The following is a 23,993-nucleotide window of genomic DNA, read 5'->3' as shown; positions in this document are numbered from 1 at the left end:
CTGCAAGTGGAGTAATTTAAACGTAATACATATTTTCATTCCCTGCCATAAGCCAGACGATTGCACAAGATGTTAATTTTTCGTTAATTTATAGCAGGCTATCTACTTGCTTAATTTTTATATTCTCGCCAGACTATGGCCTCGATTTCGGGAGGGATTCATGGTCTTGCATTCCACGCGCTGGCTGGCGCTCAGTTATTTCACCTATTTCTTTAGCTACGGCATTTTTCTGCCTTTCTGGAGCGTCTGGCTTAAGGGTATCGGCCTGACGCCCGAGACCATCGGCGTCCTGCTGGGGGCCGGGCTGGTGGCGCGTTTCCTCGGCAGCCTGCTGATCGCCCCGCGCGTCAGCGATCCCTCCTTACTGATTAAGGCCGTGCGTATTCTTGCTCTGTTGACCCTGGTCTTTGTGGCCTGCTTCTGGGTCAGCCACCAGTTTGCCTGGCTGATGGTGGTGATGGTTGGCTTTAACCTGTTCTTCTCACCGCTGGTGCCGCTGACGGATGCCCTGGCGAACACCTGGCAAAAGCAGATCACCATGGACTACGGTGGCGTGCGCCTGTGGGGCTCTATCGCTTTTGTGATTGGCTCGGCGCTGGTGGGCAAACTGGTCAGCCTGTACGATTACCGCGCCATTCTTGCCCTGTTGAGCATCGGTATTGCCTCGATGCTGCTGGGCATGCTGCTGCGACCATCGGTGATGCCGCAAGGGGAAAGCCGCCATCAGGAGAGCGCTGGCTGGCCCGCATGGCGGAGCCTGGTCGCACAGAGCTGGCGTTTTCTGGCATGCGTGTGCCTCCTTCAGGGGGCACATGCGGCGTACTATGGTTTCAGCGCCATCTACTGGCAAGGCGCAGGATATTCCGCTTCCGCCGTGGGCTATCTGTGGTCGCTGGGCGTGGTGGCCGAAGTCATTATCTTTGCCCTGAGCAAAAAACTGTTCCGCCGCTTTGGCGCGCGTGACCTGCTGCTGCTTTCCGCCGTGTGCGGCGTGGCGCGCTGGGGGATTATGGGCTGGACGACCAATCTGCCGTGGCTGATTGTGGCGCAAATTCTTCACTGCGGCACCTTTACCGTGTGCCATCTGGCGGCCATGCGCTATATCGCTGCGCGCGAGGGCGGGGACGTGATTCGCCTGCAGGCCGTCTATTCGGCAGTGGCAATGGGGGGCAGTATCGCGATCATGACGGTGTTTGCGGGGTTCCTCTATCAGCACCTGGGGCACGGCGTCTTCTGGGTGATGGCGCTGGTCGCCTTGCCCGCCATCGTTGTTCGCCCTAAAGTGGCCGCACGCGCGTAACTACGATTCCAGCATGGCGCGAATATGTTCTTGCTGCTGCGCGTTCAATGTCTCAACGGCATGGATCAGCGGCGGCGAGAACAGCGGCAGGGCAGTCGGGTAGGGGGTGATAACTAGCGCAGCTTCGCGCGGCGCTCCCTCTTTCTGGAAAGCCTGCAGCGTCAGATAACGAATGTTGAGCGGCAGCAGCGTCAGCTCGCGAAGCTGCTGTTCGATCTGCTCCTCACTGGCTTTGTCTTCTCCCGTCAGCAGGATCACCTGTTTTTCATGCAGGTCAGTCTCCTGCATCAGCCAGGCCCCAAAAATCACCGCCACGAGGCTCATCTCTTCATCGGAAAAACGTAGCCCAAATTCCGCCTCCAGCTCAAACAGCGCCTCTTTCGTCGTGCGTAACAGTCGGGGATAAAGGCGGTGGATCTCCTCCGGCAGGCTATTGTCGATGCCGATCTCAAACAGCGAACGGTCCAGCGCCTGAGCCAGATGGATATACAGCTGATCGGTCAGACCTTGTTCATCGCTGAAGTTCATCCCGGTCTGCGAACGAAAGCGGGCCACCATGCGCACGATGGCCCGGCGCAGACGCTGATCCTGCTGGTGCTTATCAAGCACCGGATCGGGGGTGCGGAGCATCATAAACAGCAGCGCCAGAAACAGCTGTTCATCCCCGTGGGCACCCTGCGGGACGCGCCGTCTCCAGTGGCGCACGATCTCCTGTGCCGTAAAATACTCCCCTCTCGACTGGGTCCAGCTGCGCTGAACGTGGGAAAACTGCGGCGTATTCCCGAGCTGGTGCTGAATAAGGCAGTATTGCAGATAGAGCTGTAAAAACTGGACGTCGCGGCATTCAAACTGGCGCTGGAGCTTGCGTGAGCAGAAGCCGATCAGCGCCCGCAGGTTCGCATCGTCGTAAAGCGGGCGCGCGATGCCGTGTTGTTTAAGCGCGGTTTTTAATGCGGGGGTAAACTGGTGCGAGACGAACTGCGGGCAAAGCCGTAGCGCCCGACGCAGCCAGTGCAGCAGGCATAAACGCTGATTCAGGGCTGTGCCTTCAATCCGGTAGCAGCCGTCGTGGTGCGTAACGATATCCAGCCGGTGATAGCGCTGGATTTCATCGCGCGTCTCGGCTATATCTTGCCGTGCCATCGCGTCGTCCACGCCGTTGGCAGCGATTATGCTCTGTGCGGTGACGGCAGCATCGGGCAGGTAAAGCATCAAAAGCACCTGGCAGCGGCGCTGCGAACTGGAAAGCACAGATGGAATTTCAAGCGTCGTCATCATCTGTCGGGTATCCAGTGTGAATGTTTGATAAGAATAGCTAAAGGATGAGCGCTGAAAAGCGCGCCGGCAGGCCTTTCATTCAGGATTGCTGGGGAACATCACAGAATTTTTGACGTGAGGAATTGATGCAAACAGTTAAACAATGTGCGATAGCGTTATTTTTGGCGGTTATCAGCTTAACTGCCAGCGCACACCCTCACAGCTTTATTGACCTTAAAACCGAGCTGGTCACCGACGGCACGCAATTGAGCGGCCTGAAAATGCGCTGGACGATGGATGAAATCACCTCGGCTGACCTGCTCTATGACGCGGGAAACGCGAAGCCCGGCGACGAGATCTGGAAAAAGCTGGCAGCGGAAGTAATGGCCAACGTGCTCGGCCAGCACTACTTCACCGAGTTCTGGCATAACGGCCAAAAGGTCAAATTTCTGAACCGACCAACGGAATACGGGATGACGCGTGAAGGGCACCAGGCGGTGCTGACGTTCGTGCTTCCGCTGGCGCATCCTCAGCCGCTGGCCGGGCAAACGTACACGTTTTCCACTTTTGATCCCACCTACTATGTTGATATGCGCTATGACAAAGACAGTGACGTACGACTGCCGGACGCGCTGCAAAAAAGCTGCAAAATTGGCGTTCATACCCCGAAGCCCAGCGAAGAGATGCTGAACTTTGCGGTCTCACTCGACAAGGACGATGCCCCACCCGAGGATATGGAATTGGGTAAACAGTTCGCACAGGAGGTGACGTTACAATGTCAGTGATCTCCTCTCCGGTTCGGAAACCTCGCCGCTGGCTGCATCTCTGGCCGCTGGCGCTCTTTTTGCTGTTAGCGGTTTGCGGCGCGCTGTGGCTGTGGCACGCCTGGCCGCAGGTCATGATGAAAAGCATTATCTGGCAGCGTGAGGTCAACCTGCAGATGAGCGGACTGCTGAAGGCGGTGGCGGAGAACCCGACCAAAGCGGGCGGATCCCTGCTGGCGTTCAGTTTTGTCTATGGCGTTCTGCACGCGCTGGGGCCGGGGCACGGCAAAATCGTGATTACGACCTGGCTCGCCACCCATCCGTCAAAGCTGAAATCGAGCATCGGCCTGACGCTGGCCTCCTCGCTGCTGCAGGGCGGCGTGGCGATTGCGCTGGTCGTTGTTGTGCTTTCACTTTTGCAGCTTCCGGCGCGCCAGCTGCATATGAGCAGCTTCTGGCTGGAGAAAGGGAGCTACGCGCTGGTGGGCGTGCTGGGGCTGATCCTGTGCTGGCGGGCGCTGAAAAAGCTGCGCGTGCTATTGCAAAAACCGACATTCAAAGCCTTTACGCCGCACCACGTTCATGATGAACACTGCGGCTGCGGACATCAACATTTGCCCACGCAGGAACAATTACAGAACGGCGACGACTGGCGCGCGCGGTTGATGATTGTTCTCTCGATGGGCATGCGCCCGTGCTCGGGTGCCATCATGGTGCTGCTGTTCAGTAAGGTCATCGGCGTGTTCGGCTGGGGCATGCTGTCCGCGCTGGCGATGGCGGCTGGAACCTCTCTCACCATTTCGTCTTTAGCGCTGCTGGTACACAGCTTCCGTCAGCTGGCGGTCAAACTCAGCGGCAATAAAACGCCGGTGCTGTGGCGACAGATAGGGTGGACCACGCTTGCGCTGGCGGGTGGAGTGATTCTGCTGGCGGCGGCGGTGACGATGTGGATGAGTGCGGTACCGGTGGGAAGGGGATTACGGCCTTTCTAGCGTACTGAGGGATTTTGTAGGCCCGGTAAGCGTAGCGCCACCGGGCTTAACAAACTGGATTAACGCTTCAGCGCATCGCTCAGTTCATCACGCATGTTGGCCAGCATGGCTTTAACAACGCGTGGGTTACCCGCAACGATGTTGCCGGTAGACATATAGTTATGGCCGCCGGTGAAGTCGCAAACAATGGCGCCTGCTTCACGCGCGATCAGCTCGCCCGCAGCAAAATCCCATGGCTTCAGTGAGAGTTCGAAGTAACCGTCAACGCGGCCGGTTGCCACGTAGGCCAGATCCAGCGCAGCAGAACCGGTGCGACGGAAGTCCGCGCATTCGGTGAACAGTTTGCCCAGGATATTCATATAGGTGGTCGCGTGCTGTTTCGCCTTGAACGGGAAACCGGTCGCCAGGATGGTGCCGTCCAGATCGCGTGCGTTGCTGCAGCGCAGACGGTAGCCGTTCAGCTGCGCGCCCTGACCGCGGGTCGCGGTGAACAGTTCGTTACGCATTGGATCGTACACAACGGCGACTTCAGTACGGCCTTTAATGCGTACTGCGATAGACACAGAGAAGTGTGGCAGGCGTTTGACGAAGTTGGTGGTGCCATCCAGTGGATCGATAACCCATTGAACATCCTGATCGGTACCTTCATGTTCACCGCTTTCTTCGGTGATGATGGTGTGCTGTGGGTAAGATTTGCGGATCGTTTCGATAATAATCGCTTCTGCGGCTTTATCGACGTTTGTCACGAAATCATTGCTGCCTTTCTGGCTGGTTTCTACGGAGTCTGGCGTTTCGTAGTGTTTGGCAATTACATTACCCGCCTTGCGCGCTGCGCGCACGGCGATGGTCAGCATCGGATGCATCGGTCTCTCTCACTGGATGTTAAAGAACAGGAAAATCGGCGCAGAGTATAGCAGCGGGATCGGATTATGTCTCCCGTTTATGATAATATGCCCGAATATTCTTCAGACACTGAATTCAGACATTAAAAATTATGCTGCAAAACATTCGAATTGTGCTGGTCGAAACATCGCATACCGGCAACATGGGCTCCGTTGCCCGCGCTATGAAAACCATGGGCTTAACGAACCTGTGGCTGGTTAACCCGCTGGTGAAACCTGACTCGCAGGCTATTGCGCTGGCGGCCGGGGCCAGCGACGTGATCGGCAATGCCCAGATCGTCGATACCCTTGACGAAGCGCTGGCTGGCTGCAGCCTCGTTGTCGGTACCAGCGCGCGTTCGCGCACGCTGCCGTGGCCAATGCTCGATCCGCGTGAATGCGGCCTGAAAAGTGTCTCGGAAGCAGAACAGGCACCGGTTGCGCTGGTGTTTGGCCGCGAACGCGTTGGCCTGACCAACGATGAACTGCAGAAGTGTCATTATCACGTCGCGATTGCGGCAAACCCGGAGTACAGCTCGCTGAACCTGGCGATGGCGGTGCAGGTTATCGCCTATGAAGTGCGTATGGCGTGGCTGGCAACGCAGGAAAAAGAGGTTGAGCCTAAAGAAGAGACGGCTTACCCGCTGGTGGACGACCTTGAGCGTTTCTACGGTCACCTGGAGCAGACGCTGCTCTCGACCGGCTTTATCCGCGAAGGCCACCCGGGTCAGGTGATGAATAAGCTGCGCCGTCTGTTCACCCGCGCGCGTCCGGAAAGCCAGGAGCTGAACATCCTGCGCGGGATCCTGGCGTCGATTGAGCAGAAGAATAAAGAGTAGTGTCGTCTGTTCGCCGGGTGGCGCTTCGCTTACCCGGCCTACAAAACCGTCGGTCGGGTACGCGAAGCGTCACCCGACAAAAAACGGCACAGAAGGTTAAATACCTGACTAAAACAGTCAAGTAAATAGTTGACCATTTTAGTCAGGAATGTCAGACTTGGCCCTGCTATGCAATACCCCATTTTACAATAAAAAACCCCGGGCAGGGGCGAGTTTGAGGTTAAGTAAGACATGAGACTGACATCTAAAGGGCGTTATGCCGTGACCGCGATGCTGGACGTTGCGCTCAACTCCGAAGCGGGCCCGGTTCCGTTGGCTGATATTTCTGAACGACAAGGGATCTCCCTCTCTTATCTGGAACAGCTGTTCTCCAGACTGCGTAAAAATGGACTGGTTTCCAGCGTTCGTGGCCCAGGCGGCGGTTATTTGCTGGGTAAAGACGCGGGCAGTATTGCAGTTGGCGAAGTGATCAGCGCAGTTGACGAATCCGTTGACGCGACCCGTTGCCAGGGTAAAGGCGGCTGCCAGGGCGGCGATAAGTGCCTGACCCACGCGCTGTGGCGCGATCTGAGCGACCGTCTGACCGGCTTCCTGAACAATATCACCCTCGGTGAGCTGGTGAATAACCAGGAAGTTCTGGACGTATCGGGCCGTCAGCACGGCCATGATTCCCAACGCAGCACCCGCGCGCAGGACGCTATCGACGTCAAATTACGCGCGTAATAAAACGATAAGTATTTCAGAATCAGGCCGGGGCGAAGACTCGCCCCGTGTACTCGGTCGTACATCCAGCCGGTTGCCTGATTCCTTGCATTGAAGCGATGTACGGAGTTTATAGAGCAATGAAATTACCGATTTATCTCGACTACTCCGCAACCACGCCGGTGGACCCGCGTGTTGCCGAGAAAATGATGCAGTGTCTGACCCTGGACGGAAACTTTGGTAACCCAGCTTCCCGTTCACACCGTTTTGGCTGGCATGCTGAAGAGGCGGTCGATATCGCCCGTAATCAGATTGCTGACCTGGTGGGTGCCGACCCGCGTGAGATTGTTTTCACCTCCGGTGCGACCGAATCCGACAACCTGGCGATCAAAGGTGCAGCCAACTTTTATCAGAAAAAAGGCAAGCACATCATCACCAGCAAAACCGAACACAAAGCCGTGCTGGACACTTGCCGTCAGCTGGAGCGTGAAGGCTATGAAGTCACCTACCTGGCGCCACAGAGCAACGGCATTATCGATCTGAAAGAGCTCGAAGCGGCCATGCGTGATGACACCATTCTGGTCTCCATCATGCACGTCAACAACGAAATCGGCGTGGTACAAGACATCGCGACCATCGGCGAAATGTGCCGCGCGCGCGGTATCATCTACCACGTTGACGCGACCCAGAGCGTGGGCAAACTGCCTATCGACCTGAGCCAGCTGAAAGTGGACCTGATGTCCTTCTCCGGCCACAAGATCTACGGCCCGAAAGGGATTGGCGCGCTGTACGTTCGTCGTAAACCACGTATCCGCATCGAAGCGCAGATGCACGGTGGCGGTCACGAGCGCGGCATGCGTTCCGGTACGCTGCCTGTTCACCAGATCGTGGGCATGGGCGAAGCCTACCGCATTGCAAAAGAAGAGATGGAAACCGAGATGGCACGCCTGCGCACGCTGCGTAACCGTCTGTGGGACGGCGTGAAAGATATGGAAGAAGTGTATCTGAACGGCGATCTTGAGCAGGGTGCTCCGAACATCCTCAACGTCAGCTTCAACTATGTTGAAGGCGAGTCGCTGATCATGGCGCTCAAAGACCTGGCGGTTTCTTCCGGTTCTGCCTGTACGTCTGCAAGCCTTGAGCCATCCTACGTGCTGCGTGCGCTGGGCATGACTGACGAGCTGGCACATAGCTCTATCCGTTTCTCTTTAGGTCGTTTCACTACCGAAGAAGAGATTGACTACACCATCAAGCTGGTTCGCAACTCCATTGGCCGTCTGCGCGACCTTTCTCCACTGTGGGAAATGTTCAAGCAGGGCGTGGATCTGAACAGCATTGAATGGTCACATCACTAATCGGTACATAAGGAGAATTCAATCATGGCATACAGCGAAAAAGTCATCGATCATTACGAAAACCCACGCAACGTTGGCTCTTTTGACAACAGCGACGAATCTGTTGGTAGCGGCATGGTCGGTGCGCCAGCGTGCGGCGACGTGATGAAGTTGCAGATTAAAGTCAACAATGAAGGTATCATTGAAGACGCGCGCTTCAAGACCTACGGCTGCGGTTCTGCAATTGCGTCCAGCTCCCTGGTCACCGAATGGGTGAAGGGCAAGTCTCTGGACGAAGCACAGGCAATCAAGAACACGGATATTGCTGAAGAACTCGAACTGCCACCGGTGAAAATTCACTGCTCAATTCTGGCAGAAGACGCGATCAAAGCCGCCATTGCGGATTACAAAAGCAAACGTGAAGCAAAATAATTGAGGTTTGAGTATGTCGATTACCCTTAGCGACAGCGCTGCCGCGCGAGTAAGCTCTTTTCTGGCGAACCGTGGTAAAGGCTTTGGCCTGCGACTGGGCGTACGTACCTCCGGCTGTTCTGGTATGGCTTACGTACTGGAGTTTGTTGACGAACCGGCGTCTGACGACACCGTGTTTGAAGACAAGGGCGTGAAGGTGGTGGTCGATGGCAAAAGCCTGCAATTCCTCAACGGCACTCAGCTGGACTTCGTTAAAGAAGGCCTGAACGAAGGGTTCAAATTCACGAACCCGAACGTCAAAGACGAGTGTGGTTGCGGCGAAAGCTTCCACGTTTAACCGCGCGTCATCCGAAACCCCACCGTGGCGTTACCCGCTACGCGTGGGGTTTGTTTTAACAGGCTACCCCTGAGATTGTTATGGATTACTTCACTCTCTTCGGACTACCCGCTCAATACCCGATTGATCTCCAGGCGTTGACGATCCGTTTTCAGGATCTGCAGCGTCAGTACCATCCGGACAAATTCGCGAGCGGTACTCAGGCAGAGCAGCTGGCTGCGGTTTCCCACTCTGCCACCATCAACCAGGCCTGGCAGACGCTGCGCCATCCGCTGGCGCGCGCTGAATATCTGCTCTCGCTCCACGGTTTTGATCTGGCGAGCGAACAGCATACCGTGCGTGACACGGCGTTTCTGATGGAGCAGCTGGAGCTTCGCGAAGAGCTCGATGAGATTGAACAGGCCAAAGACGAAGCGCGTCTGGAAAGCTTTATTACGCGCGTGAAGGGCATGTTCGATACCCGCCATCAGCAGATGGTGGAGCAACTGAACAACGAGACCTGGGACGTGGCGGCAGATACTGTGCGCAAACTCCGTTTTCTCGATAAACTGCGAAGCAGTGCTGAACAACTCGAAGAAAAGCTGCTCGATTTTTAATTTCGGAAGCAATTATGGCCTTATTACAAATTAGTGAGCCTGGCTTAAGTGCCGCACCGCACCAGCGTCGTCTGGCGGTGGGTATTGACCTGGGCACCACCAATTCCCTCGTGGCGACCGTGCGCAGCGGCCAGGCGGAAACGCTGGCTGACGAGCAGGGGCGCCATCTGCTGCCTTCCGTGGTCCACTACCAGCAGCAGGGTCACGCGGTAGGCTATGACGCCCGCGCTAATGCCGCGCGCGATCCGGCGAATACCATCAGCTCCGTCAAGCGCATGATGGGCCGCTCGCTGGCCGATATTCAGACCCGCTACCCGCATCTGCCGTATCAGCTGCAGGCAAGTGAAAACGGCCTGCCGATGATTGCGACCGCGGCCGGTCTGCTGAACCCGATTCGTGTTTCTGCTGACATCCTCAAAGCGCTGGCTGAGCGCGCTACGGCAACGCTCGGTGGCGATCTGGACGGCGTGGTGATTACCGTTCCGGCCTACTTTGACGATGCACAGCGTCAGGGCACCAAAGACGCCGCGCGTCTGGCGGGCCTGCATGTGCTGCGTCTGCTGAACGAACCGACGGCGGCGGCGATTGCCTACGGCCTCGATTCCGGTCAGGAAGGGGTGATCGCGGTTTACGATCTCGGCGGCGGGACGTTTGATATCTCTATCCTGCGCCTGAGCCGCGGGGTGTTTGAAGTGCTGGCGACCGGCGGGGATTCCGCGCTGGGCGGTGATGACTTCGACCATCTGCTGGCGGACTACATCCGCGAGCAGGCGGGCATCAGCGATCGCAGCGATGCGCGCGTACAGCGTGAACTGCTGGATGCGGCCATCGACGCCAAAATCGCCCTGAGCGATGCGCAGACGGTTACCGTCAATGTTGCGGGCTGGCAGGGTGATATCACGCGCGATCAGTTCAGCGATCTGATTGCCCCACTGGTGAAACGCACCCTGCTGGCCTGCCGTCGCGCATTGAAAGATGCGGGCGTTGAGGCGAACGAGGTGCTGGAAGTGGTCATGGTGGGCGGTTCGACCCGCGTGCCGCTGGTGCGCGAGCGCGTGGGCGAATTCTTTGGCCGCACGCCGCTGACCTCCATCGACCCGGACAAAGTGGTTGCCGTAGGTGCCGCAATCCAGGCCGATATTCTGGTTGGCAACAAGCCGGACAGCGAAATGCTGCTGCTGGACGTCATCCCGCTGTCGCTGGGCTTAGAAACCATGGGCGGCCTGGTGGAGAAAGTGATCCCGCGTAACACCACCATTCCGGTGGCGCGCGCGCAGGAGTTCACCACCTTTAAAGACGGCCAGACCGCGATGTCCATCCACGTGATGCAGGGCGAACGCGAGCTGGTGCAGGACTGCCGTTCTCTGGCGCGCTTTGCGCTGCGCGGTATCCCGGCGCTGCCTGCGGGCGGGGCGCATATTCGCGTCACCTTCCAGGTGGATGCCGACGGCCTGCTGAGCGTCACGGCGATGGAAAAATCCACCGGCGTGGAATCGTCCATCCAGGTGAAGCCGTCCTACGGCCTGACCGATGGCGAAATCGCCTCCATGATTCAGGACTCAATGAGCTACGCCGAGCAGGATGTGAAGGCGCGTATGCTGGCGGAACAGAAAGTGGAAGCCGCACGCGTGCTGGAGAGCCTGAACGGCGCGCTCGCTGCCGATGCCGCGCTGTTAAGCGCCGCTGAGCGCCAGGTGATTGACGAAGCCGCCGCGCGCTTAAGCGCCGTGGCCGAAGGTAATGACGCTGACGCAATAGAAGAAGCCATTAAAAACGTTGATAAACAAACCCAGGACTTTGCTGCTCGCCGCATGGACAAATCTGTCCGCGTCGCGCTGAAAGGCCAGTCCGTGGACGAGGTTTAATATGCCAAAGATTGTAATTTTGCCTCATGCGGACCTCTGTCCGGATGGCGCTGTACTGGAAGCGAAGACCGGTGAAACCATTCTCGATGTTGCCCTGCGTGCAGGTATCGAAGTGGAACACGCCTGTGAAAAATCCTGTGCCTGCACCACCTGCCACTGCATCGTGCGTGAAGGTTTTGACTCTCTCGCCGAGAGCACCGAAGACGAAGACGACATGCTGGATAAAGCATGGGGTCTGGAGCCAGACAGCCGCTTAAGCTGCCAGGCTGCGGTGACCGATGAAGATCTGGTCGTGGAGTTCCCACGCTACACCATCAACCACGCACGCGAGCATTAATATGGGACTGAAGTGGACAGACAGCCGTGAAATCGGCGAAGCGCTCTACGACGCGAACCCGGATCTCGATCCGAAGACCGTACGATTCACCGATATGCATCAGTGGATCTGCGATCTGGAAGATTTCGACGACGATCCAAACGCATCCAATGAAAAAATTCTGGAGGCGATTCTGTTAGTCTGGTTAGATGAAGCAGAATAAATAACAAAACGGGCTGCCTTCAGGCGGCCCGTTTGCTAGTTGCTAATAAGGAAAAATAAAATGACCGAAGCGATGAAGATTACGCTCTCTACGCAGCCCGCTGACGCACGCTGGGGCGAGAAAGCCAGCTACAGCATCAACAACGACGGTATTACCCTGCACCTGACGGGCAACGATGATTTGGGCCTGATCCAGCGCGCCGCGCGTAAAATTGACGGTCTGGGCATTAAGCATGTCTCGCTGGAAGGCGAAGGCTGGGACACCGACCGCAGCTGGGCGTTCTGGGCGGGTTACAAAGGGCCGAAAGGCACCCGCAAAATTGAGTGGGCGAACCTCGACGAAGCCGGTCAGAAAGAGCTGGAAAGCCGACTGCAAATCATCGACTGGGTACGCGACACCATTAACGCTCCGGCGGAAGAGTTAGGCCCTGAGCAGCTGGCGCAGCGCGCCGTTGACCTGCTGTGCGGCGTGGCGGGCGACAAGATGTCCTACCGCATCACCAAGGGTGAAGACCTGCGCGAGCAGAACTACATGGGTATCCACACCGTGGGCCGTGGTTCTGAGCGTCCACCGGTGCTGCTGGCGCTGGACTACAACCCAACCGGCGATAAAGACGCCCCTGTCTTTGCCTGCCTGGTAGGTAAAGGTATCACCTTCGACACCGGCGGCTACAGCCTGAAGCAGAGCGCGTTCATGGACTCCATGAAGTCCGACATGGGCGGCGCGGCCACCATCACCGGTGCGCTGGCGTTTGCCATCACCCGCGGTCTGAAAAAGCGCGTGAAGCTGTACCTGTGCTGCGCGGACAACATGGTCAGCGGTAACGCCTTCAAGCTGGGCGACATCATTCGCTACCGTAACGGCAAAAACGTTGAGGTGATGAACACTGACGCCGAAGGCCGTCTGGTGCTGGCCGATGGCCTGATCGACGCGTCTGCCCAGAAGCCTGAGCTGATCATCGACATGGCGACTCTGACCGGTGCGGCGAAAACCGCGCTGGGTAACGACTACCACGCGCTGTTCAGCTTTGACGACAAGCTGGCCGCACGCCTGCTGGCCAGCGCTGCGGCGGAAAACGAACCGTTCTGGCGTCTGCCGCTGGCCGAGTTCCACCGTAGCCAGCTGCCGTCCAACTTTGCCGAACTGAACAATACCGCCAGCGCGGCGTACCCGGCGGGGGCAAGCACCGCAGCAGGCTTCCTGTCTCACTTTGTTGAGAACTACCATGAAGGCTGGTTGCACATTGACTGCTCCGCAACGTACCGCAAAGCGGCGGTTGAGCAGTGGTCCGCGGGCGCGACCGGTCTGGGCGTGCGTACCGTAGCGAACCTGCTGACGGCTGAGTAATCTTTTTAGCCGGGTGGCGCTACGCTTACGCGCGCCTTCGGAGTCATCATATTGCCCGGCGGCGCTGCGCTTGCACGGACCTACGGTTTTGTAGGCCGGGTAAGCGAAGCGCCACCCGGCGTTTTTTGAAGTAGCCAAACTATGTCAGATACCAAAAACGAATTAGAGACTCTGCTGGAACAGGCGGCGACCGAGCCCGCCCACCGTCCGGCATTTTTCCGCACGCTGCTGGAGTCCACCGTCTGGGTACCAGGTACCGCCGCGGAAGGTGAGCAGGTCGTGGAAGACAGCGCGCTGGATCTGCTGCACTGGGAGAAAGACGACGGCACGTCGGTGATCCCGTTCTTCACCTCGCTGGAAGCGCTGCAGGAAGCGGTTGAAGACGAACAGGCGTTCGTGGTGATGCCGGTGCGTACCCTGTTTGAAATGACGCTCGGCCAGACGCTGTTCCTCAACGCCAAGTTGCCGACCGGGAAAGAGTTTACGCCGCGTGAAATCAGCCACCTGATTGGCGAAGAGGGCAACCCGCTCAGCACGCAGGAAGTGCTGGAAGGGGGCGAAACGCTGCTGCTGTCTGAAGTGGCCGAGCCGCCCACGCAGATGATTGATTCTCTGACGACGTTGTTCAAAACGCTCAAGCCCGTCAGGCGCGCGTTTCTCTGCTCCATCAAAGAGCGCGCGGACGAAAAGCCGGTGCTGTTGATCGGTATTGAAGCCGATGGCGATTTCGACGAGATCGTTCAGGCGGCGGGCAGCGTGGCGACCGACACGCTACCGGGCGATGAACCAATTGATATCTGTCAGGTGAAAAACGGTGAGAAGGGCATCAGCCACTTTATTACCGAGCACATCACGCCGTTCTATGAGCGTCGCTGGGGCGGGTTCCTGCGCGATCTCAAAACCAACCGCATCATCTGATTTCTGCGGGGTGAATGTCACCCCGTTGCTTCCAGCAGCAGTAAATCCATCAGCAGCACCAGATTCGACTCAAACGACGTCACCCCTGCGGCTTCGGCGGCGTAGTGCACCGCTTCGTCATAGAGCGCAAAGTGAACGTCGGCCATCTCCGCCAGCGTGTTGGCCGAGGCGCGGGTAAACGCGACGATGGTCATGCCGACGTTTTTGGCTATCCGCGCTTTATCCAGCACCTGCTCCGTTTCGCCGCTGCGCGAGACGGCAATAAACACCTGATAGCGGGCGGCATTGCTGAGAAAAATGTTCCGGCTGTCGCCCGGTCCGGAGATAAACGCCGTTTTGCCCAGCACCTGCAGCTTCTTGGTCAGGTACTCCGCAAACAGATAAGAGAACCCGGCTCCGTAGAGAAAGAAACTCTCTTTCTGGCGCAGCAGGTTAGCAAACTGCTGGCGTTTGTCCTGGGTGACCCACTGAAAGGTGTGCTGATAGTTGGCGATAAACTGATTAAACAGCGCCGGGAGCTCAGGGGGCGATTGCCCCTGAACGGCAATGTGCGGCGTGTCGGTGAGCAACTGCTTGCAGTGCCAGATAAACTCGCTAAAGCCGCTGAACCCCAGCTTCTGGCACAGCCGCATAATGGTGGCGGTAGAAACGAATGTCGCCTGTGCCAGCTCGCGAACCGTAATATTGCCCACCAGCAGCGGATGCTCCGTGAGGTGGGCGAGGACGCGATACTCCGCGCGGGTCAATGACGCTCCGCGCGTTAACAGCGTGGCCAGGCGGTTATCCATTATTTCGCGGGTTCGACAGGCAGATCGTCTCGCGCACCCCATTCGCTCCAGGCGCCGTCGTAGAGCGTGACGTCGCTTACGCCGAGCGTGGCGAGCGCCAGAATGACCACGCAGGCCGTTACGCCGGAACCGCAGCTGGCAATCACTGGACGATGTAAATCAACCCCTGCCCGGTCAAAAATGGCGCGCAGTTCGTCGGTAGTTTTCAGCTCGCCCTCAAATACCAGATCGCCCCACGGCACGTTCAGCGCGCCCGGAATATGTCCGCGCTTCAGCCCCGGACGCGGTTCATCCGCTTCGGCCTTGAAGCGAGGAGCAGGGCGGGCATCGACGATTTGCGCCGTTTTTTCATGGCTCACGACCAGCACGTCGGTCAGGCGTTTTACCACGTGGGTGTCAAAGGTCGCGTCGAATTCACCTTCCGGCAGCGTGACGTCACCCTGCTGAAGCGGCAGCTCGTCGCGCTTCCAGCCCGCCAGCCCGCCGGCAAGAATCGAGACTTTTTCCACGCCGAAGTTTTTCAGCATCCACCACGCGCGCGGCGCGGAGAAGAGGTTACCTTCATCATAGACAACGAGGTGTTTGTCTTTGCTGATGCCCAGCTCGCGCATCGCCACGGAAAACGCTTCCGGGCGCGGCAGCATGTGCGGCAGGGGAGAGGTGTGATCGGAGAGGGCTTCAATATCAAAAAATACCGCACCCGGCAGATGCCCGGCACGGTATTCACCGGGCACGTCACGATGCTCTTGTCCCGGAGGGGCCATACGCGCGTCGATAATCTGAACTTCCGGATCGTCGCCGTGCTCAATCAGCCAGTCGGCAGCGACAAAATATGAGGTGGACATGGTTTGCCTCCATTCTTTTCCGTAAAAAAGGATTGTCGGTGTTTTTTCTGACACCGACAAGCAAACCACGTTCAACTCGCGAGCAAGCCCCTATTTTTTCACCGGTTCACCGTCCTGCCAGGCTTTTTGCAGCGCTGGCCAGTAGTCGCGGTTGGCCTCAATCATCTCATCCAGAATGGCTTTTGCATGTTCCATGGTCGGCACGGTGCGGTTGAGGGTAAACGCCTGCAAGGCTTTCTCATAGCTGCCTTCGATAGTCGCCTCCACCAGCAGCTGTTCAGATGCGAGCTGCTGTTGCAAAAGCGTCTGATGGAACAGCGGCACCTGACCAATACGGATCGGTTCTGGGCCCTCGGAGGTGATATAAGCGGGAACTTCCACCACCGCATCGTACGGTAGGTTGGTAATCGCCCCGCGGTTTTCCACCATCACCAGATGGCGGCTTCGCAGGTTAAAGGCCAGCGAGCAGGCCACATCGACGATAAACTCGCCGTGGACGCCCACGTGGAAGGCATCCGGTAAAATTCCGGTGCGTTGATATTCTTCGGCGGCGGCGAACAGCTTTTTCTCGCGCCCGTCCATCACTTCATTCGCGCGGGTATAGTCCGGGTTCTGGTGCGCCACAATCTGGTTCGGCATCAGGTAATACTGCAGATACGGGTTCGGCAGATACTCGGGGAAATTGTCCATGATCGGCTTGATGTTGCGCCAGGTTTTCACCCAGGAGGGGTCAGAATGCTGCGGATCGGTTTTAGCCGCATCTTCCGTCAGCAGGCCAAACTTAGCGATATGCTTACGCAGCGCCGGGAGCTTGTCTTCGCCGTCCACCAGCACGCGGGTAAACCAGCCGAAGTGGTTCAGGCCGAAGTAGTCCACTTCCAGCTTGCGGCGATCGACACCCAGAATCGCCCCCATATTGCGCATGGCGGCCACCGGCATATCGCAGATGTTCAGCACCCGCGCATTTGGCCGCAGACGGCGCACGCCCTCCGCGACGATCGCCGCCGGGTTGGAGTAGTTCACGATCCAGGCTTTTTCATGCGCGTAGCGATCCACCAGATCGATAAGCTCCACCATCGGTAGGATCGTGCGCAGTCCGTACGCCAGGCCACCGGGTCCGCACGTTTCCTGACCCACCACGCCGTGACGCAGCGGGATCTTCTCATCCTGCTCGCGCATCTTATACTGACCGACGCGCATCTGGGCAAAGACGAAATGGGCGCCGCTGAAGGCCACTTCCGGGTCGCTGGTGACGGTAAATTTGATATGCTGACTGTGGTCGCGAATGACCTTCTCGACGACCGGCGCAATGGTGTTCTGACGCGCCTCGTCGATATCGTACAGGCGAATTTCGGCCAGCGGGAAATCCTGCAGGCGCACCATCAGGCTTTTCACAATGCCCGGCGTGTAGGTGCTGCCGCCGCCGGCAATCGACAGAATGAATGGGGGTGTAAACATCTTTAGCTCCTTTCAGAGAAACGTCTCAACGGCTTCTCGCATTTTTTTGACATGCAGCCCGTAGACCACCTGAACGTTGTTACCTTGTTTGATAATCCCTTTCGCGCCGGTCGCCTTCAGACGCGGCTCGTCGATAATGGCGACGTCCTTTACCGTGACGCGTAAGCGGGTGTAGCAGTTGTCCACCACTTCAATATTTTCCCGGCCGCCCAGCCCCACCACGATGGACTCGCCCAGACCGTCGTTATTGCCCTTCGCCTGGTACTCCTGCTTGCTGTAGAGGCGCGTCTCCTGGTCCTCATCTTCACGACCCGGCGTTTTCATGTTGAAGCGCAGGATCAGAAAGCGGAACACCACGAAGTAGAGAGCGAACATGATCAGTCCGACCAGGATGTACATCGGCCAGTTGGACTTGGCCGTGCCGAGCGGCAGGTTGTAGAGGATGAAGTCGATAATCCCGTTGGCGCCGATGGCGTGAACGCCCAGCAGGGAGAACAGCATCATGCCGATGCCGGTCAGCACCGCATGCACCACGAACAGCAGCGGGGCGACGAACAGGAAGGAGAATTCAATCGGCTCGGTGACGCCGACCAGCAGCGAGGTCAGCGCCGCCGGGATCAGAATCGCTTTCGCCGCCGCTTTACGCTCTGGCCTGGCGGTCATATACATCGCCAGCGCCGCGGCGGGCAGGCCAAACATCTTGCTGATGCCGCGGGCGTCCCACACCACGGTGCTGCTGAGCTGCTTCACGTCCGGGCAGGCCATCTCAGCGAAGTAGATGTTGCGCGCGCCCTGATACACCGTGCCGCAGACCTCCTGCGTGCCCCCGAGTTCGGTATAGAGGAACGGGGTATAGACCAGATGGTGCAGGCCAGTGGGGACCAGAATGCGTTCCAGGAAGCCGTAGATGGCCACGCCAAACGGTCCGGAGCCTTTGATGGCCAGCGCCAGGGCGCTAATGCCGTGCTGGGCAAACGGCCACAGTTCGCTCATCACCACGCCGAGCAGCATGGAGACTGGAAGCATTACAATGGCGACAAAACAGTGGCCGGAGTAAATCGCCATCGCGCCGTTAAACTGTACGCCGGAGTATTTGTTGTACAGATATCCGGAGAGCGCTCCGGTCAGGATCCCGGCGAAAACGCCCATCTCCAGCACCTGGACGCCCAGCACCATGGTCTGCCCGGCCGCCTTCATTTCGGCTGCAGGCGCCAGCGCGCCCTGCAGCTGCAGCGTGACGTTCATGGCGTTGATGAATACGACAAAGGTGACCAGGCCAATCAACGCGGCATAGCCTTTATCGCGCGTCGCCAGACCAATCGGAATACCAACGGCAAACACCAGTGCCAGGTTCACCAGCACCGACACGGCCGATTTCGCGATAAGCTGACCAAGATGCTGAATCAGCGGATGGCCAAGAAAGGGCAGGTATTCAGCGAGATTACCGTTACCCAGCACGTTACCAAAGGCGATAAACAGACCGACGATCGGTAAGATAAGCACCGGTCCGTACAATGATTTTCCGAAATTTTGTAGGGCATTCACGGCTCGTTTCATGGCTTTCTCTCTTATTGAACCGCGCACTCGGGGTGCGTCATGGCTATAAAATTAGCAGCCTTCATGGACGCTTATCCAGCTATCCTCTTGTTTTAAAAACAAATGACGTGAAAGGTAACATGTGACGTTTGGGGCTGTGATCGCGATTCCATCACGGCGTAGCGGCGTGTTGCCATTCTGCGAGGCGCTTTCCAGATTCTAAAATTGGACTTTTTGAATTAATGAAACTTGCGGATAATACTTATCCGGACGACGACCAACAGGCCCCCTCAGGGCCAGGGACAAAGGATGAAACCGTTTCGCTTAGCCGCGCTCTCCCTTGCGCTGCTTACCACGTTTACGCTTGTCGGCTGTGATAACAGCGACGATAAATCTCAGGCTGCGGCTCCCGCGGCATCCACCGCATCCACACCGAAAGCCGCGGAAAAGCCAAATGCTGAAACGCTGGCTAAGCTCGCCGCCCAGAGTCAGGGAAAAGCGCTGACCCTGCTGGATGCCTCTGAAGTTCAGCTCGACGGTGCCGCCACGCTGGTGCTGACATTCTCGGTTCCGCTGAATCCCGATCAGGATTTCGCGAAAACCGTGCATGTCGTGGACAAAAAAAGCGGCAAAGTTGACGGGGCGTGGGAACTTGCGCCTAACCTGAAAGAGCTTCGCCTGCGCCATCTGGAGCCCAACCGCAACCTGGTCGTCACCGTTGAACGGGGCCTGCAGGCGCTGAACAAGGCGACGTTCGGCATTGATTATGAGAAAGCCCTGACCACCCGGGACGTTGAACCCACCGTTGGTTTTGCCAGCCGCGGCTCGCTGCTGCCGGGGAAGGTGGTGGAAGGGTTGCCGGTAATGGCGCTCAACGTCAACAATGTTGACGTCAACTTCTACCGCGTGAAGCCGGAATCGCTGGCTTCCCTTGTCAGCCAGTGGGAGTACCGTAACTCGCTGACCAACTGGGAATCCGACAACCTGCTGAAGATGGCGGAGCTGGTTTATACCGGTCGATTCGATCTTAATCCGGCGCGCAACACGCGCGAAAAATTACTGTTGCCCCTGAAGGATATTAAACCGCTCCAGCAGTCTGGCGTTTATATCGCGGTCATGAACCAGGCCGGGCACTACAACTACAGCAACGCCGCGACGCTCTTTACCTTAAGCGATATTGGCCTGTCCGCTCACCGTTATCATAATCGCCTGGACATCTTCACCCAGAGTCTGGAGAACGGTGCGGCGCAGTCTGGCGTCACCGTCACCCTGTTGAACGATAAAGGGCAGACGCTTGCCGAAGCGAAAAGCGACGGCGATGGCCACGCAAAGCTTGAGACCGACAAAGAGGCCGCGCTGATCCTGGCCAGTAAAGACGGCCAGACCACGCTGCTTGACCTCAAGCTACCGGCTCTTGATCTGGCGGAGTTTGATATCGCCGGGAGTCCGGGCTACAGCAAGCAGTTCTTTATGTTTGGCCCACGCGATCTCTACCGCCCGGGCGAAACGGTGATCCTCAACGGCCTGCTGCGCGACAGTGACGGTAAGCCACTTCCCGATCAGCCCGTGAAGCTCGACGTGCTGCGACCGGATGGACAGGTCGCGCGTACGATCGTCGTCAAGCCGGAGAACGGACTCTATCGCTTCAACTATCCGCTGGACAGCGGGGCGCAGACCGGCATGTGGCATATCCGCGCCAACACGGGCGATAACCTGCAGCGTCTGTGGGACTTCCACGTTGAAGACTTCATGCCAGAGCGTATGGCGCTCAACCTGAGCGGACAAAAAACGCCGGTTTCACCGCAGGATAACGTCGACTTTAACGTGGTCGGCTATTACCTGTATGGCGCTCCGGCCAACGGTAACTCTCTGCAGGGCCAGCTCTTCCTGCGTCCGCTGCGTGACGCGGTGGCCGCGCTGCCGGGCTTCCAGTTTGGTGATATCGCCGAAGAGAACCTGAGCCGCAGCCTGGATGAAGTGCAGCTTACGCTGGACGAGCAGGGACGTGGGCAGGTTTCTACCGAAAGCCAGTGGAAAGAGGTGCACTCTCCGCTGCAGCTGATTCTGCAGGCCAGCCTGCTGGAGTCGGGCGGTCGTCCGGTGACGCGTCGTGCTGAGCAGGCGATCTGGCCGGCGGCTGAGCTGCCGGGTATTCGCCCTCAGTTCGCCAGTAAAGCCGTTTACGACTACCGCACCGATACGACCGTCAACCAACCGATTGTTGATGAGAACGGCAACGCCAGCTTCGACATCGTGTATGCCGATGCCAGCGGCGCGAAAAAGGCCGTTTCCGGGTTACAGGTTCGTCTGATTCGCGAGCGTCGGGACTACTTCTGGAACTGGTCTGAGAGCGAAGGCTGGCAGTCTCAGTTCGATCAGAAAGATCTGGTCGAAGGTGAGCAGGAGCTGACGCTTAAGGCCGATGAAACGGGTAAAGTCACCTTCCCGGTGGAATGGGGCTCTTATCGTCTGGAGGTGAAAGCGCCTGATGAGATGGTCAGCAGCGTGCGCTTCTGGGCGGGGTACAGCTGGCAGGATAACAGCGACGGCACCGGCGCTGCACGCCCTGACCGCGTGACCTTGAAACTGGATAAGCCAGCCTATCAGCCAGGCGACACCATCAACCTGCACATTGCCGCGCCAGCCGCAGGCAAGGGCTATGCGATGATCGAGTCCAGTGAAGGGCCGCTGTGGTGGAAAGAGATCGACGTACCGGCAAACGGACTGGATCTCGCTATCCCGGTCGACAAGGCCTGGAAGCGTCACGACCTCTACCTGAGTACACTGGTGGTACGTCCCGGAGATAAATCCAAATCCGCCACGCCGAAACGCGCGGTCGGCCTGCTGCATCTGCCGATGGGTGACGAAAATCGCCGCCTGAATATTGCGCTCGATAACCCGCAGAAAATGCGTCCAAACCAGACGCTCTCGGTGAAGGTGAAAGCCAGCGTGAAAGAGGGGGCCGTGCCGCAGAAGGTGAACGTCCTGGTATCGGCGGTGGACAGCGGCGTGCTGAATATTACCGATTACGTCACGCCGGATCCGTGGCAGGCTTTCTTTGGTCAGAAGCGTTACGGCGCGGATATCTACGATATTTACGGCCAGGTCATTGAAGGGCAGGGCCGTCTGGCCGCGCTGCGCTTTGGTGGCGATGGGGATGAACTGAAGCGCGGCGGCAAACCGCCGGTGAACCACGTCACCATCATTGCCCAGCAGGCACAGCCGGTTACGCTGGATGCCAACGGGGAAGGCACAATTACATTGCCGATTGGAGACTTCAACGGTGAGCTGCGTCTGATGGCGCAGGCCTGGACGGAAGAGGATTTCGGCAGCAGCGAAAGCAAGATTATCGTGGCCGCGCCGGTCATTACCGAGCTGAATACCCCGCGCTTCCTGGCAAGCGGAGATACCTCGCGGCTGACGCTGGATATCACTAACCTGACCGACCAGCCGCAAACGCTGAATATCGCCCTGAACGCGACAGGCAAACTGGCGCTGGAAGGCGCGCAGCCTCAGCCGGTTCAGCTGCCACCGGGCGCGCGCAGCACGCTGTTTATTCCGGTACGCGCGCTGGACGGTTATGGTGACGGTGAAGTGACCGCGCAGGTGACCGGCCTGCAGCTTCCGGACGAGACCTTCGCCCCGCAGCAGAAGAGCTGGAAAATCGGCGTGCGTCCGGCGTTCCCGGCGCAGACGGTCAATACCGGTGCCATGCTGAACCCTGGCGAATCCTGGACCGCACCGGCGCAGCACAGCAACGGTTTCTCTCCTGCCACCCTGCAGGGGCAACTGCTGCTGAGCGGCAAACCACCGCTCAACCTGGCGCGCTATATTCGCGAACTGCAGGCCTATCCGTATGGATGTCTGGAGCAGACCACCAGCGGTCTGTTCCCGTCGCTCTACACCAACGCGGCGCAGCTTACGGCGCTTGGCATCAAAGGTGATACGGACGATAAACGCCGTGCCGCCATTGATATCGGCATTTCCCGTCTGCTGCAGATGCAGCGTGAAGACGGTGGGTTCGCGCTGTGGGATAAAAACGGTCCGGAAGAGTACTGGCTGACGGCCTACGTGACCGACTTCCTGGTCCGTGCGGGCGAGCAGGGCTACAGCGTGCCTGCCGATGCGGTGAATAATGCCAATAGCCGGTTGCTGCGCTACCTGCAGGACCCGGGCATGATGTCTGTTCGCTACAGCGACGATACGCAGGCCAGCAAGTTCGCCGTGCAGGCCTATGCCGCGCTGGTGCTGGCACGTCAGCAAAAAGCGCCGCTGGGCGCGCTGCGTGAAATCTGGGATCGTCACGCTCAGGCGGCGTCCGGCCTGCCGCTGATGCAGTTGGGCATGGCGCTCAAGCTGATGGGCGATGCCCCGCGCAGCCAGCAGGCGCTGGATCTGGCGCTCAAAACACCGCGCAACGACAGCAAAACCTGGATGGCCGATTACGGTAGCCAGCTTCGCGATAACGCGCTGATGCTCTCTCTGCTGGAGGAGTACAAACTTCTGCCGGATGCGCAAAATACGCTGCTGAATGCCCTGTCTGAGCAGGCCTTCAGCCAGCGCTGGTTGTCCACTCAGGAGAGCAATGCGCTGTTCCTGGCCGGTCGTTCGCTGCAAACCTTGTCGGGTGCGTGGCAGGCGAAAACCTCCCTGTCAGATTCCGCATCAGGTGGCGATAAAGCGCAGGTACAAAACGTGAGCGGCGACCAGCTTGGCGCGCTGCAGGTGACCAATACCGGCACTTCACCGCTGTGGGTACGCCTTGATAGCACCGGTTATCCTGACTATGCTCCTCAGCCGAGCTCGAACGTGCTGCAGGTTGAACGCCATATTCTGGCAACGGACGGCAGCACGAAATCGCTCTCTTCGCTGAAGAGCGGCGAGCTGGTGCTGGTATGGCTGGAAGTCAAAGCCAGCCAGAACGTGCCGGACGCGCTGGTGGTTGATCTCCTCCCTGCGGGTCTGGAGCTGGAAAACCAGAACCTGGCAAGCAGCAGCGCCAGCCTGCAGGACAGCGGTAGCGAAGTGCAGAACCTGCTCAGCCAGATGCAGCAGGCGGACATTCAGCATATGGAATTCCGTGACGACCGCTTTGTGGCGGCCGTACCGGTAAATGAAGGTCAGCCGGTTACGCTGGTTTATCTGGCGCGCGCCGTGACGCCGGGAACCTACCAGGTGCCGGTTCCGATGGTCGAGTCTATGTATGTGCCGCAGTGGCGGGCAACGGGTGCGGCCAGTGGCCCGCTGATTGTTGTTCCGTAAT

At 58.2% G+C, this 23,993-nt stretch carries 21 protein-coding genes; 15 read left to right on the top strand and 6 right to left on the bottom strand.

What is annotated here, in order from left to right; all coding sequences use genetic code 11:
* Positions 1–160: 160 nt before the first annotated feature.
* Positions 161–1,300: a 3-phenylpropionate MFS transporter gene (locus tag LJA86_RS12615; protein ID WP_229226239.1), complete on the top strand. Its 1,140-nt coding sequence runs from the start codon at positions 161–163 to the stop codon at positions 1,298–1,300.
* Here LJA86_RS12615 and csiE read toward each other — a convergent pair whose 3' ends face one another.
* Complete coding sequence (gene csiE / locus LJA86_RS12610; protein ID WP_045908545.1) at positions 1,301–2,578, bottom strand: stationary phase inducible protein CsiE; 1,278 nt, start codon at positions 2,576–2,578, stop codon at positions 1,301–1,303. It lies immediately after the preceding gene.
* A 125-nt stretch (positions 2,579–2,703) separates the two neighbouring features.
* Here csiE and LJA86_RS12605 point away from each other — a divergent pair, with 125 nt between their 5' ends.
* Entirely contained in the window at positions 2,704–3,342 is a 639-nt protein-coding gene (locus tag LJA86_RS12605) for a DUF1007 family protein (RefSeq protein WP_048029583.1), read from the top strand.
* Positions 3,333–4,313 carry a nickel/cobalt transporter gene (locus tag LJA86_RS12600; protein WP_229226238.1) on the top strand — a complete coding sequence of 327 codons (981 nt, stop codon included), beginning with the start codon at positions 3,333–3,335 and terminating at the stop codon, positions 4,311–4,313. The genes LJA86_RS12605 and LJA86_RS12600 overlap by 10 nt, the downstream gene beginning before the upstream one ends.
* A gap of 59 nt (positions 4,314–4,372) precedes the next feature.
* Here LJA86_RS12600 and suhB read toward each other — a convergent pair whose 3' ends face one another.
* Positions 4,373–5,176, bottom strand: coding sequence for an inositol-1-monophosphatase (gene suhB, locus LJA86_RS12595; RefSeq protein WP_003860668.1), 804 nt, complete (start codon positions 5,174–5,176; stop codon positions 4,373–4,375).
* 131 nt (positions 5,177–5,307) lie between these two features.
* Between suhB and trmJ the strand changes: the two genes are divergently transcribed.
* From trmJ to sseB, 11 genes are all read left to right on the top strand, one after another.
* Positions 5,308–6,033, top strand: coding sequence for a tRNA (cytosine(32)/uridine(32)-2'-O)-methyltransferase TrmJ (gene trmJ, locus LJA86_RS12590; RefSeq protein WP_008502159.1), 726 nt, complete (start codon positions 5,308–5,310; stop codon positions 6,031–6,033).
* A gap of 231 nt (positions 6,034–6,264) precedes the next feature.
* On the top strand, positions 6,265–6,756 hold the full coding sequence (gene iscR / locus LJA86_RS12585) for a Fe-S cluster assembly transcriptional regulator IscR (RefSeq protein ID WP_045399615.1): 492 nt from the start codon (positions 6,265–6,267) through the stop codon (positions 6,754–6,756).
* A 119-nt stretch (positions 6,757–6,875) separates the two neighbouring features.
* Positions 6,876–8,090, top strand: a complete 1,215-nt coding sequence (iscS, locus tag LJA86_RS12580) for a cysteine desulfurase (protein WP_008502157.1) — start codon at positions 6,876–6,878, stop codon at positions 8,088–8,090.
* A gap of 24 nt (positions 8,091–8,114) precedes the next feature.
* Entirely contained in the window at positions 8,115–8,501 is a 387-nt protein-coding gene (gene iscU, locus LJA86_RS12575) for a Fe-S cluster assembly scaffold IscU (RefSeq protein WP_003860661.1), read from the top strand.
* A gap of 13 nt (positions 8,502–8,514) precedes the next feature.
* Positions 8,515–8,838 carry an iron-sulfur cluster assembly protein IscA gene (gene iscA, locus LJA86_RS12570; RefSeq protein ID WP_003860659.1) on the top strand — a complete coding sequence of 108 codons (324 nt, stop codon included), beginning with the start codon at positions 8,515–8,517 and terminating at the stop codon, positions 8,836–8,838.
* 80 nt (positions 8,839–8,918) lie between these two features.
* Positions 8,919–9,434, top strand: a complete 516-nt coding sequence (gene hscB, locus LJA86_RS12565; protein ID WP_024908642.1) for a co-chaperone HscB — start codon at positions 8,919–8,921, stop codon at positions 9,432–9,434.
* Between the two features lie 14 nt (positions 9,435–9,448).
* Positions 9,449–11,299, top strand: a complete 1,851-nt coding sequence (gene hscA / locus LJA86_RS12560; protein WP_048226243.1) for a Fe-S protein assembly chaperone HscA — start codon at positions 9,449–9,451, stop codon at positions 11,297–11,299.
* Between the two features lies 1 nt (position 11,300).
* Positions 11,301–11,636 (top strand): ISC system 2Fe-2S type ferredoxin, encoded by a 336-nt coding sequence (gene fdx, locus LJA86_RS12555; RefSeq protein ID WP_003860652.1) that lies wholly within the window; start codon positions 11,301–11,303, stop codon positions 11,634–11,636.
* Position 11,637: 1 nt separating this feature from the next.
* On the top strand, positions 11,638–11,838 hold the full coding sequence (gene iscX / locus LJA86_RS12550; protein WP_003860650.1) for a Fe-S cluster assembly protein IscX: 201 nt from the start codon (positions 11,638–11,640) through the stop codon (positions 11,836–11,838).
* 60 nt (positions 11,839–11,898) lie between these two features.
* Positions 11,899–13,185, top strand: coding sequence for an aminopeptidase PepB (pepB, locus tag LJA86_RS12545; RefSeq protein ID WP_024908644.1), 1,287 nt, complete (start codon positions 11,899–11,901; stop codon positions 13,183–13,185).
* 141 nt (positions 13,186–13,326) lie between these two features.
* Positions 13,327–14,103 (top strand): enhanced serine sensitivity protein SseB, encoded by a 777-nt coding sequence (gene sseB / locus LJA86_RS12540; protein WP_090392991.1) that lies wholly within the window; start codon positions 13,327–13,329, stop codon positions 14,101–14,103.
* 17 nt (positions 14,104–14,120) lie between these two features.
* Here sseB and LJA86_RS12535 read toward each other — a convergent pair whose 3' ends face one another.
* The 4 genes from LJA86_RS12535 to LJA86_RS12520 all read right to left on the bottom strand — a co-directional run bounded on the left by LJA86_RS12535 (position 14,121) and on the right by LJA86_RS12520 (position 18,751).
* Positions 14,121–14,891 carry a MurR/RpiR family transcriptional regulator gene (locus LJA86_RS12535; RefSeq protein WP_045908551.1) on the bottom strand — a complete coding sequence of 257 codons (771 nt, stop codon included), beginning with the start codon at positions 14,889–14,891 and terminating at the stop codon, positions 14,121–14,123.
* Positions 14,891–15,736: a 3-mercaptopyruvate sulfurtransferase gene (gene sseA, locus LJA86_RS12530; RefSeq protein ID WP_045908552.1), complete on the bottom strand. Its 846-nt coding sequence runs from the start codon at positions 15,734–15,736 to the stop codon at positions 14,891–14,893. Before sseA ends, LJA86_RS12535 begins: the two co-directional genes overlap by 1 nt.
* Before the next feature lie 90 nt (positions 15,737–15,826).
* On the bottom strand, positions 15,827–17,194 hold the full coding sequence (locus tag LJA86_RS12525) for a 6-phospho-alpha-glucosidase (protein WP_045908553.1): 1,368 nt from the start codon (positions 17,192–17,194) through the stop codon (positions 15,827–15,829).
* A 12-nt stretch (positions 17,195–17,206) separates the two neighbouring features.
* Positions 17,207–18,751 carry a PTS transporter subunit EIIC gene (locus LJA86_RS12520; RefSeq protein ID WP_229226237.1) on the bottom strand — a complete coding sequence of 515 codons (1,545 nt, stop codon included), beginning with the start codon at positions 18,749–18,751 and terminating at the stop codon, positions 17,207–17,209.
* A 288-nt stretch (positions 18,752–19,039) separates the two neighbouring features.
* On the opposite strand from LJA86_RS12520, the gene LJA86_RS12515 reads away from it, so the two are divergent.
* A complete protein-coding gene (locus LJA86_RS12515; protein WP_196365176.1) occupies positions 19,040–23,992 on the top strand; it encodes an alpha-2-macroglobulin family protein in 4,953 nt (1,650 codons plus the stop codon).
* The last annotated feature ends 1 nt before the right edge of the window (position 23,993 follow it).

The organism is Enterobacter sp. TCD1-1, assembly GCF_020567405.1.
Classification (GTDB): Bacteria; Pseudomonadota; Gammaproteobacteria; order Enterobacterales; family Enterobacteriaceae; genus Enterobacter; species Enterobacter quasiroggenkampii.
Note: the sequence above shows the minus strand (reverse complement) of the source record. Positions and strands in the feature narration are given on the sequence as shown.

Excerpts from the sequence above, each read along its gene's own strand:
- LJA86_RS12515 (WP_196365176.1), top strand. The coding sequence starts at position 19,040 with ATGAAACCGTTTCGCTTAGCCGCGCTCTCCCTTGCGCTGCTTACCACG.
- LJA86_RS12605 (WP_048029583.1), top strand. The coding sequence starts at position 2,704 with ATGCAAACAGTTAAACAATGTGCGATAGCGTTATTTTTGGCGGTTATC.
- LJA86_RS12535 (WP_045908551.1), bottom strand. The coding sequence starts at position 14,891 with ATGGATAACCGCCTGGCCACGCTGTTAACGCGCGGAGCGTCATTGACC.
- sseA (WP_045908552.1), bottom strand. The coding sequence starts at position 15,736 with ATGTCCACCTCATATTTTGTCGCTGCCGACTGGCTGATTGAGCACGGC.
- trmJ (WP_008502159.1), top strand. The coding sequence starts at position 5,308 with ATGCTGCAAAACATTCGAATTGTGCTGGTCGAAACATCGCATACCGGC.
- fdx (WP_003860652.1), top strand. The coding sequence starts at position 11,301 with ATGCCAAAGATTGTAATTTTGCCTCATGCGGACCTCTGTCCGGATGGC.
- sseB (WP_090392991.1), top strand. The coding sequence starts at position 13,327 with ATGTCAGATACCAAAAACGAATTAGAGACTCTGCTGGAACAGGCGGCG.
- iscA (WP_003860659.1), top strand. The coding sequence starts at position 8,515 with ATGTCGATTACCCTTAGCGACAGCGCTGCCGCGCGAGTAAGCTCTTTT.
- LJA86_RS12600 (WP_229226238.1), top strand. The coding sequence starts at position 3,333 with ATGTCAGTGATCTCCTCTCCGGTTCGGAAACCTCGCCGCTGGCTGCAT.
- csiE (WP_045908545.1), bottom strand. The coding sequence starts at position 2,578 with ATGATGACGACGCTTGAAATTCCATCTGTGCTTTCCAGTTCGCAGCGC.
- suhB (WP_003860668.1), bottom strand. The coding sequence starts at position 5,176 with ATGCATCCGATGCTGACCATCGCCGTGCGCGCAGCGCGCAAGGCGGGT.
- LJA86_RS12615 (WP_229226239.1), top strand. The coding sequence starts at position 161 with ATGGTCTTGCATTCCACGCGCTGGCTGGCGCTCAGTTATTTCACCTAT.
- LJA86_RS12525 (WP_045908553.1), bottom strand. The coding sequence starts at position 17,194 with ATGTTTACACCCCCATTCATTCTGTCGATTGCCGGCGGCGGCAGCACC.
- iscS (WP_008502157.1), top strand. The coding sequence starts at position 6,876 with ATGAAATTACCGATTTATCTCGACTACTCCGCAACCACGCCGGTGGAC.
- LJA86_RS12520 (WP_229226237.1), bottom strand. The coding sequence starts at position 18,751 with ATGAAACGAGCCGTGAATGCCCTACAAAATTTCGGAAAATCATTGTAC.
- hscA (WP_048226243.1), top strand. The coding sequence starts at position 9,449 with ATGGCCTTATTACAAATTAGTGAGCCTGGCTTAAGTGCCGCACCGCAC.
- hscB (WP_024908642.1), top strand. The coding sequence starts at position 8,919 with ATGGATTACTTCACTCTCTTCGGACTACCCGCTCAATACCCGATTGAT.
- iscR (WP_045399615.1), top strand. The coding sequence starts at position 6,265 with ATGAGACTGACATCTAAAGGGCGTTATGCCGTGACCGCGATGCTGGAC.
- iscU (WP_003860661.1), top strand. The coding sequence starts at position 8,115 with ATGGCATACAGCGAAAAAGTCATCGATCATTACGAAAACCCACGCAAC.
- pepB (WP_024908644.1), top strand. The coding sequence starts at position 11,899 with ATGACCGAAGCGATGAAGATTACGCTCTCTACGCAGCCCGCTGACGCA.
- iscX (WP_003860650.1), top strand. The coding sequence starts at position 11,638 with ATGGGACTGAAGTGGACAGACAGCCGTGAAATCGGCGAAGCGCTCTAC.